The sequence below is a fragment of the Lederbergia ruris genome, from assembly GCF_018332955.1.
GTDB classification, from domain to species: domain Bacteria; phylum Bacillota; class Bacilli; order Bacillales; family Bacillaceae_C; genus Lederbergia; species Lederbergia ruris.
Genome location: NZ_BORB01000149.1, coordinates 1 through 255 on the forward strand (window position 1 = coordinate 1; position 255 = coordinate 255).

1 rRNA gene is annotated in these 255 nt (G+C 55.7%); it reads left to right on the top strand.

Annotation, left to right across the window (positions count from 1 at the left end):
• Positions 1 to 255: ribosomal RNA gene (locus tag KI363_RS21800) — 16S ribosomal RNA — on the top strand; the annotation flags it as partial.

Below are 255 nucleotides of genomic sequence, written 5' to 3' on the forward strand. Positions count from 1 at the left end.
CTCCTACGGGAGGCAGCAGTAGGGAATCTTCCGCAATGGACGAAAGTCTGACGGAGCAACGCCGCGTGAGTGAAGAAGGTCTTCGGATCGTAAAACTCTGTTATCAGGGAAGAACAAGTACCGGAGTCACTGCCGGTACCTTGACGGTACCTGACCAGAAAGCCACGGCTAACTACGTGCCAGCAGCCGCGGTAATACGTAGGTGGCAAGCGTTGTCCGGAATTATTGGGCGTAAAGCGCGCGCAGGCGGTTCTT